The sequence below is a fragment of the Okeania sp. SIO2B9 genome (assembly GCF_010672505.1).
GTDB classification, from domain to species: Bacteria; Cyanobacteriota; Cyanobacteriia; order Cyanobacteriales; family Microcoleaceae; genus Okeania; species Okeania hirsuta.
Map to the genome: position 1 here is coordinate 1 of NZ_JAAHGK010000121.1, position 9,439 is coordinate 9,439.

The following is a 9,439-nucleotide window of genomic DNA, read 5'->3' on the forward strand; positions in this document are numbered from 1 at the left end:
TCTAAATCTTTAATTAGAGCAAGGATTTAGGCTATAAAAATAAGAGATGTATGAAAACCGGATTTGGTATTAGATGTGATATCAAATCCGTTTGTACAGTTATCGAAAAACTTTCTTCTATATGTGAAGTAGTAGGGATGCTCCATAGAAAGTCCCTACATATTCCCACTATGGAATCCTAACTTCTAACCCCTAACTCTTAACTCTTGACTTCTAAGTTATCAAATAACTAATTATCCGGATTTGATGTGAGGTATTATAGGATGTTTAGCAAGTATAGTTTTTGTATCTAAAATAATTCCGAATCTACCTTTAACGCTTTCCCTATTTCAGGAGGATTAACTGGAGATTAGACAACTTTACCCACTAACAACTTTGAAAGCATCATCTTAGATTAAATCTAACAATAGGCAAGAAAAATAATTTTTATATCTACTACTCAGGTATATTTTTTACTGCCTGTGAGCTGCTTTAACCAAATGTTAAATTGATTTCGCACAGATACTTAATTACCTGGGAAAAAAAGTTAAATAGAGGTTTAATTTATCTTGATTCCGGAAAAGAAAAAAAATAATCATTTATAGAATTTGTGTTTTAAAATTAAGCATTATATTTCAGCCTGTAATTTTAGATAAATAGTCGAAATTACTTTTCGTTGTACCCGTAAATTTATCTGAATTTAAAGTTAAAACTTTCGATTTAGTTTTCTACCACCTTTGATCAAAGGAGAAAAATAGAGATGAACACTGCAGAATTATTGGTAAAATGCCTCGAAAATGAAGGAGTCAAATATGTATTTGGACTCCCTGGAGAAGAGAATCTGAATATCTTGGAAGCTCTCAAAGATTCTCCAATTCAATTTATAACTACCCGACATGAACAAGGTGCCGCTTTTATGGCAGATGTCTATGGTCGTTTAACAGGAAAAGCAGGAGTTTGTTTATCAACATTAGGCCCTGGAGCGACTAATTTAATGACAGGTGTTGCTGATGCTAATTTAGATGGCGCACCTTTAGTAGCAATTACAGGTCAAGTTGGTACAGATAGAATGCACATTGAATCTCACCAATATTTAGATTTAGTGGCAATGTTTGAGCCAGTAACTAAATGGAATGCTCAAATTGTTCGTCCTAGTAATACACCAGAAATTGTCCGCAAAGCATTTAAAGTAGCTCAACAAGAAAAGCCTGGCGCAGTACATATTGATTTACCTGAAAATATTGCGGCAATGTCTGTAGAAGGGCAACCTTTGAATCGTGATAAGCAAGAAAAATCTTATTCTGCTTATCAAAGTATGACTGCAGCAGCAGTAGCAATTTCTAAAGCAAAAAACCCTGTAATTTTAGTGGGAAATGGAGCGATTCGGGCTAATGCAAGTGAAGCTTTAACAGAGTTTGCAACACAATTAAATATTCCTGTTGCTAATACTTTTATGGGTAAAGGTGTGATGCCTTATACTCTTCCTCTGTCTTTATGGACTACAGGATTACAACAACGGGATTATATTACTTGTGCTTTTGATGAAACAGATTTGGTTATTGCAGTTGGTTATGATTTGATTGAATATTCACCAAAAAAATGGAATCCTCAAGGTGAAATTCCGATTATTCATATTGGAGCAAAATATGCGGAGATTGATAGTAGTTATATTCCGATAGCTGAAATAGTTGGAGATATTTCAGATTCTTTGAATGAAATTTTACGACGTTCTGAGCGAATGAATCAAGTAAGTCCGACTGTATCAGAAATTAGAACAAATCTTCGCTCTGAATATGAGGGATATAGTAAAGATAATGACTTTCCAATTAAGCCTCAAAAACTAATTTATGATTTACGTCAAGTAATGGGCCCAGAAGATATTGTTATTTCTGATGTTGGTGCTCATAAAATGTGGATTGCTAGACATTATCATTGTGACCGTCCTAATACTTGTTTGATTTCTAATGGATTTGCTGCAATGGGTATTGCTATTCCTGGAGCGATCGCTGCTAAATTAGTCCATCCTGACCGTAAGGTAATAGCTGCAACAGGGGATGGTGGGTTTATGATGAATTGTCAAGAGTTGGAAACTGCTTTACGAGTGGGTACTGCTTTTGTAACTTTAATTTTTAATGATGGTGGTTATGGTTTGATTGAATGGAAGCAGGAAGACCATTTCGGTAAGTCATCTTTTATTAAGTTTGGCAATCCAGATTTTGTTAAGTTTGCTGAAAGTTTTGGTTTGAAAGGTTATCGAGTTGAGTCTGCTACTGATTTAATTCCTACTCTGAAAGAGGCTCTTGCTCAAGATGTTCCCGCTGTAATTGATTGTCCTGTTGATTATCGAGAAAATGCTCGTTTTACTCAAAAATCAGGTGGTTTAAGTTGTTCTATTTAGCTAGTAGTAGTTCGTAGTAGGTTTGAGTAGGAGATTTTTCAGCAATTTATGATTGGTTATTGCTTGGTTGCTGAAAAATAATCCAGAGTAGGAAAGTTTCTGTATTTTCAGGAGTTCAGTAGGGTGGGAAATACAAATTTTTCAGCCACCAATGAGAAAATAACTAGGGAAAACTTACGATGAAATACGAAAATTTTTTCTATAGTTTAGCTATCAGAGAATGTTTAAAGAGTTCGAGCCACTATAATTTTTAATTTAGCGGTGAGATGAATTTCAACCAGTAAATTAATTGCACAATTATGAAACAAGTTTTGTGTTAGGATTAAATGGTATTTAGAAATAAGTTGAATCACCAAATTGATTACTTTAACTTACCAGTACAAGCTGAACCAACTCAGCATCAATAGGCAGAAATTAATCACATTCTTGATGTCTGTAAAAGTGTATATAACTATGCTTTAAGAGGGCATAAAGATTGGTTAAGTTCAAGGAAGTCACCAATCAATATTTGTTCGATTATTTCTGAATATATTATCCCTGGTGATACCCCTTACCCTAATTACAATTATCAGGCAAAAAATCTAACAACAGCCAAGAAAACTAATCCTAAGTTAAAATCAGTTAATGCTCAAGTTTTACAACAAACTTTAAAACAATTAGACAGGGCATTTTCTGAAATGAAATCTCTGGGTAAAGGCTTTCCTAGATTTAAGAAAAGGATGAGAAGCTTTGTTTTTCCTGCCATGCTGAAAAATTATCTAGGTTGCGGTAGATTCAAGTTGCCTCAACTGGGGTGGATTAAAATTAGGCAAAGTAGACCATATCCAGAAGTTATGGTAGCTAAACAAGCTAGGATAGTAAAAAAAGCTACGGGTTATTATTTGATGGTTAGTTTTACTTCATCAAAGTCAGTGCCAGATAATTTAGTAGGGAAAACATCATTAGGTATAGATGCAGGGATAGAAAGTTTTGTCGCTACTTCTACAGGAAAATTAATCAAGGCCCCTAAGTTTTTATCAGGTCAACTACGCAAGCTTAAATTGGCGAGCGACCCCGCGCCGCCTCCAGGCGCAAGGGAACGCGCGAGCTTGCTGCAAAGAAGGTTAAAACATAAAAATAAAGGGTCGAGTAATTGGTCAAAACTCCAGAATAGAATAGCTAGATTGGATGAGAAAATCTCTAATACAAGACGTGATTGGCATTTCAACATAGCTCATCAACTTTGTGATTTAGCAGACAATATTTTTGTCGAATATGTTAACTTTAATTCCTGGTCTAAAGGCATTGTCAGGAAACAATCTTTAGATAGTGGTATAGGTCAGTTTATTAACGAAATCTTACCTTATGTTTGTTGGAAACGAGGTAAGTATTATGCCAAAGTTGATAAGAATTATACATCTCAAGAATATCCTTTATGTGGGCATAGACAGAAAAAGAAACTCTCTGATAGAAAGCATAATTGTAGCAACTGTAGTTATCAAATAAATCGTGATGTAGCTGCTGCAAAAATAATCAGAAATAGAGGATTAATAGCCGTGGGGCACACGGCAAAAGAAAAGCGCACCGCCTGCGCTGAGGTTCCCTCAGCGTAAAGACGGAGCAAGAAAGCTTGTGGAGATGGTCTGACGGGGGTACAACTCAACTTGTTTGATTTGTTATCTAGCTAAGAATCTGTGATACAAGAATCTTCTGTTATAATCTCCGATTTAACGGGCGAGTGTCAATATAAAACTCTGGTATTTGACTTTGACAGAGAAAAATTATGGTAATTAAATTAAGGTGTGATTAGAAAGAAAGTTTTTGGTTACAAAAAATAGCTTATTTTCAGATTAGTTTGATTTTTTTGAGCATCATATTTGAGTAAATATTCACATTGGTAGAGAAATTTTCTACCCCTCTGTGAGTAACTTCAGTTGAAGTGACAGAGGGAAAAAAATTTGCTTACCAAAAATATCCTCTTTCCAGATTAGTTTGATTTTTTTGAGCATCATATTTGAGTAAATATTCGTGAGCGATCGCCTCTAAGTTACGGAGATTTTCTACTTCTGATTTACAAATCTCAGTATCGGTAGATAAAAGAATAACTTGATGACTAGCAGAAGGGAAATAACGTTCTACTAAATTCTGACGGTGGGATGAATCTAATCTACCCAAAGGTGTATCAATAGCGACGGGTAAATGTCTACCAGAAACCTTTGCCAAACCCCACAAAAACGAAATTGCCAAAAGCTGTTTTTCTCCAGCAGAAATGCGATTTTTAGGAACAACTTGCCCTTGATTATCGTAGAGAGAAAGAGCAAAATTATTATTATCAATAGCCACGCGATGCACCAAGTCTGATTTATGCAAAAGATAGCGGAAACATTCAGTAACTTCCATCTCTAGTTTATTCAACTTTTTCAGGGTTAACTTCTCCTTAAATAGCTGCAAAGTTTTCTTCACTTTACCAGAAGATTCAATGATATTTTGAATATTGTGACGTTCGATAGTTTCATCAGTATAGCTAAATAATTCCTTCTTAGTTTTAGTAATAGCATCCTCCAATTTTTTACGCTCGCGTTTACTATTTTCACAAGCAATCTGTATCCTAGCTAACTCAGTTTGTGCCTCCTGTAAAGCAGCTTCCAAAATTTTATAAGCTTCCGGAGATGCTGCACTTACTAGCTGCTTTTCTAGAACATTAATTTCCACTTCTAAATCCTTGAGACTGGTTAAACTTTCCCGAGCATTTTTTCGACAATTTTCAATCTCATAGCGCAACAAATTTTCTAGTAAAGTTAGCGCCTCTTCATCTGCTAATAACCAAGGTTCATCAATTTGATTAATATCCTCTTCAATCATCAGATTTTCTCGATCGAGAAACCTTTGAATTTTACTAATTTTGCCAGCAGGAATAGACAACTCATTCAGATAATTAACTAAACGTTGGTCTCTTTCCTGAAAAGCATCTAAAGCTATTTCTGCCTCATGGCGTAAAATCTCTACATCACCTTGAGAACTTGCTTGTTCCAAAAGAGGAGAAATTAAAGCCAGAGGTAAAGCTCCCGCAGCAAGTTCAACCATTTCCTGACGAGCATTTTCCATCTCTAATTCGACATCTTGAAATTCTTGTTTTAACTGACTTCTTTCAGCAGCAATTTTTCCCCCTTCCGAGACAAATTTTCTCATAGCTTTTTCTTGCTTTTGTTGAGCTTTTTTTAATTGCTTTTCCAAATCTACCAATTTTTCTGTAGCAACTTCAAAATCTTTTTTTTGCTGATGGAGTTTTTGTTCAATTTCCTCTAAATTTGCTATTTCTTTAGTCTTGGCAAATTGCTTCTTTTTCCGAGTCACCAAAATATCCAAATCTGCCGCGAGACGTTCGGCTAATTCTAATCCTAATAATGACTGAATTGCATCTACTACTAAAGGTGGTGGTGTTTCTAGTTCAGCTAATTCTTTTACTTGTTCTCCATCAAATAGAAATAAGTTAGAAATTCCTAAAGGTAAGAGATTTTCTATATATTCATCCCAGGCATTTGCTAAGTAAGAATCAGGCCATTCGCCATCAAGAATTCCTAAACTATCTTTGCCATCTTTAGGATTTTTTTCCCAGGTACGAACTACGCGATATTCTACAAGTTGGTCGTCTTGAATATGTTCAAAAGCTAATTCAATGCGAGTTTTTTCTGTAGGGGGAGTATTACGATTTACGCATTGAGAAAGAAAGTCGCTATAAGTTAAGTTTCCTCTAGTTGAACATTGGGTGCGATGACCGTAAAGTGCGAGGCGAATGGCATCTAAAAGAGTAGTTTTTCCTCCTCCATTCATACCTCCAAATAAGATGATGGGGCGAGGGCGATCGGTAAGGGTAGGGCGGAGGTTTATTGTTTGTTTACCGGAGTAGGGTCCGAAATTTTGTAAGACGAGTTCTAGGAAAATCATTTTTTAGGGAATAGGGAATAGGGAATAGGGAATAGGGAATAGGGAGTAGGGAGTAGGGGGAAAGGTAGTGGGTTAACGAAGTCAGAAGTCAGAAGTCAGAAGTTAACCCACCCCTCGCCCCTCCCCCTCCCAGGAGGGGAAGTAGGGGATTTCAGCTCCGCTCCAAAAATCTTGCGCCTTAAAAGGCGGGGTTTTAGACCCATATTATTTTGATAATTAACTTGATTTTTTTATTCTTAGAATTTACCTTTTTTCGGTAGGAGATAAGTTTGACAAATCCAATTTTCTTGTCAACCAACGCCCGAATTTTTGCCTTTGACTTAGACTGAGAAAAACAGAGGTTTCCCACAGATGAGTTTTCCAGAGAAATTTTCATAACTTTCTAGTCATTGTTGAATTTTCCCAGTAGAAGGTAAATCTGACAAATCCAATTTTCTTGTAATTTTTGCCTTTGACTTAGACTGAGAAAAACAGAGGTTTTCCACAAATGAGTTTTCCAAAGAAAATTTCATAACTTTCTAGTCATTGTTGAATTTTTCCCAGTAGGAGGTAAATCTGACAAAGAGAATTTTCTTGTTAACCAACGCCCGAATTTTTGCCTTTGACTTAGACTGAGAAAAACAGAGGTTTCCCGCAGATGAGTTTTCCAGAGAAATTTTCATAACTTTCTAGTCATTGTTGAATTTTCCCAGTAGAAGGTAAATCTGACAAATCCAATTTTTTTGTAATTTTTGCCTTTGACTTAGACTGGGAAAAAGAGAGGTTTTCCAGAGATGAGTTTGTCAGAAAAATTTTCATCAACAGATAATTTTTGCCTTTGATCTAAGACTGGGAAAATAGAGTTTTACTAGAGATGAGTTTGCCAGAAAAATTTTTATAAATTCCTAGTCACTATTGAATGTTTCCTGTAGGAAGTAAGTCTAACAAATAGAGTTTTACTGTCAACCAACGCCCGAATTTTTGTCTTTGACCTAGATTGGGAAAATAGAGTTTTACAAAAGATAAATTTTCTGGAGAAAGTTTCATATTTTTATTTCTCCCCTGCTCCCCTATTCTCCTGCTTTCCCACTCCCTTACTTGATATCTGCCGAATTTTGACGAGAAAATTTCATGTTTGCCCAACTTAATTGTTTAATTTTCTCTGAAACTTTTCCTTGCTCGACAGCTTCTTTAAGGTCTCTTTTATTATGAGCGTTTTGAATAGCTTCTTCCTTGGAACGAGAACTTGTTTCAAAACATTGTTCGAGACTTTCATAAATCTTATATCGGTGAGACTTAATATAATATTGCCGCTCTGTATCTAACAGTTTTGCCATAAGTTCAAGGTGCATCTCATCCCCATTACATATTTCTTCTAATACTGACCATTCATCACTACCTAAAAGACTTATTCCTGCACCAGGACGACAGTCTTTAAATTTCTCTCCTGTTACTTCTTTATATATACGAGGTAAACTATCATCAAACTCGTGTTTTTCCTCTAACCAAATGCGTCTAATTTCACTCAGTTCTTCCAGAGAAATCAGAGTAATATCTCGCATATTTTCTGGAGCAGTTTCACGAATTTGTGTTTGAGCTTCTAACAGTTTTCTCAGTAAAGTATCTCGCCATTCTTTTTTATATGGACCAGGAATTGGTTCTACAGAAACTTCACCATCTATATTCCGTTCAAATAGTTGAACTGTACCCCAAATTCGCCGAAAATCTCTTTTATCTCTGTCCGAAATATCTAGTTCCCGACGCAAATCTATCAGAGGTTGTAACCATTCTTTTTCCTCATCATTTTGAATCATTGCTGACATAGATTTATCACTATCTACTAAGGTGCAAACCCAGCACCCAAAACGAGAACTTCCACAACTAGGAGTTGAAGTATCAACTACTAACGGACATTCATTATCTTCCGTCGCACCTCGATACATTGCTAGTAAATCTTTATTACTATTTCCCCAAGGATTTTCCCACTGCATTAAATATAGCCAAACTTCATCAGTTCGCCAGTCCTCAATAGGGGAATAAATTAAAGAATTAAGTAAATTGGCATTAGGACTAAGGCGTTCCCGTACTCGTTTTTCTTCTAATCTTTTCATTGTTCTAGCGCGGTTAACACTTTCAGCTTTACGAGTACCTAAAACTAGGATAACTTCTCCATTAGTTCGTACAGCATTACGAATAAAAAGATTAGATGGTTCAATTTTTAAACGTCCCGTACACCATCTAAATTTTAGACGGGGTGCGGGATAACCTTTGCCAATTAAACCTACCCAATATGTATATTGAATATCTGGTTGTAGAAGGTGAGTTTCTATTGGCATTTTCTGTTCTTGGGCAACTCTCTCAATGTTTTTTAGAGATTGTTTTACCCAAGCAGAAACATAAGGATTTTCTACTCGTGTATCAGTAGTAATTACATAAATTTTTTTAGTTCTTTTTTCTACTGGCAAAGTAGCGATCGCATTCCATATAAGTTGCAAAACTGCGGTACTATCTTTTCCTCCAGAATATCCAACAATTAAGGGGATTTCATCAAGGCAATATAATTCTTGAATTTCTATAGTTAGCTTTTCTATATCTTTGATTAGTTCAGCAGTTGTTCGCTCTGGAAAAAGAGATTTTTGTATTCCTACCATTTTTCAATACTCCTAAAATTTTTTTTAATTTATTCTGCATTTTTATGAGATAAATATATTTTGGCGATGCCATTGTAAAGCTTCTATTCTGGGGAAAGATTCTTTTTCATTTGGCAACCAAAGCTGATTACTATTAAATTCCTTCATTGGTTTAGAATTGGGTGATTCTTCTAAGAAATTATTGGAAACGATGATTTTATAATCATCAGTTATGGTAAATAAACCTTTATCGAATGCCCAATGATGATTTTTACACAGTGATATGCCGTTATCTATTCTATTGTCATAAAATTTGGCAAATGGTTTGATCTGGGCTCCATCTACAATATTTTGGTTTATTGACATACTGAGTTTCATTCCACAAAAAGCACATTTATAGTTATAGGTATGTACAACTGCTTTACGAAAGATACTATCTCTAACTACAGATTTTTTGAAATATGATTTAGGTTGTTTTTGCTGTTGGTTTGATAAATTAATTGAACTTTCTTTCTCATTATTGTCTTTA

6 protein-coding genes are annotated in these 9,439 nt (G+C 35.3%); 2 read left to right on the forward strand and 4 right to left on the reverse strand.

Going from position 1 to position 9,439, the window contains the following annotated elements; all coding sequences use genetic code 11:
- Nucleotides 1–739 precede the first annotated feature (739 nt).
- Together F6K13_RS06765 and F6K13_RS06770 are read left to right on the forward strand one after the other, a co-directional pair.
- Nucleotides 740–2,377: an acetolactate synthase large subunit gene (locus F6K13_RS06765; protein ID WP_124143737.1), complete on the forward strand. Its 1,638-nt coding sequence runs from the start codon at nt 740–742 to the stop codon at nt 2,375–2,377.
- Between the two features lie 422 nt (nt 2,378–2,799).
- Nucleotides 2,800–3,969: a transposase gene (locus F6K13_RS06770; protein WP_240038814.1), complete on the forward strand. Its 1,170-nt coding sequence runs from the start codon at nt 2,800–2,802 to the stop codon at nt 3,967–3,969.
- Between the two features lie 349 nt (nt 3,970–4,318).
- Here F6K13_RS06770 and dndD read toward each other — a convergent pair whose 3' ends face one another.
- The 4 genes from dndD to F6K13_RS06790 form a co-directional block, all read right to left on the reverse strand.
- A complete protein-coding gene (gene dndD / locus F6K13_RS06775) occupies nt 4,319–6,301 on the reverse strand; it encodes a DNA sulfur modification protein DndD (protein ID WP_124143738.1) in 1,983 nt (660 codons plus the stop codon).
- Nucleotides 6,302–7,192: 891 nt separating this feature from the next.
- Nucleotides 7,193–7,327: a hypothetical protein gene (locus F6K13_RS06780; protein ID WP_275670301.1), complete on the reverse strand. Its 135-nt coding sequence runs from the start codon at nt 7,325–7,327 to the stop codon at nt 7,193–7,195.
- A gap of 47 nt (nt 7,328–7,374) precedes the next feature.
- Entirely contained in the window at nt 7,375–8,931 is a 1,557-nt protein-coding gene (gene dndC, locus F6K13_RS06785) for a DNA phosphorothioation system sulfurtransferase DndC (protein ID WP_287287055.1), read from the reverse strand.
- 42 nt (nt 8,932–8,973) lie between these two features.
- The coding region (locus F6K13_RS06790; RefSeq protein WP_287287056.1) for an HNH endonuclease at nt 8,974–9,439 on the reverse strand (466 nt) is incomplete at its 5' end.

What these genes read in the sequence shown, in the direction of transcription:
- F6K13_RS06765 (WP_124143737.1), top strand. Translation starts at nt 740, where the DNA reads ATGAACACTGCAGAATTATTGGTAAAATGCCTCGAAAATGAAGGAGTC.
- dndD (WP_124143738.1), bottom strand. Translation starts at nt 6,301, where the DNA reads ATGATTTTCCTAGAACTCGTCTTACAAAATTTCGGACCCTACTCCGGT.
- F6K13_RS06780 (WP_275670301.1), bottom strand. Translation starts at nt 7,327, where the DNA reads ATGAAACTTTCTCCAGAAAATTTATCTTTTGTAAAACTCTATTTTCCC.
- dndC (WP_287287055.1), bottom strand. Translation starts at nt 8,931, where the DNA reads ATGGTAGGAATACAAAAATCTCTTTTTCCAGAGCGAACAACTGCTGAA.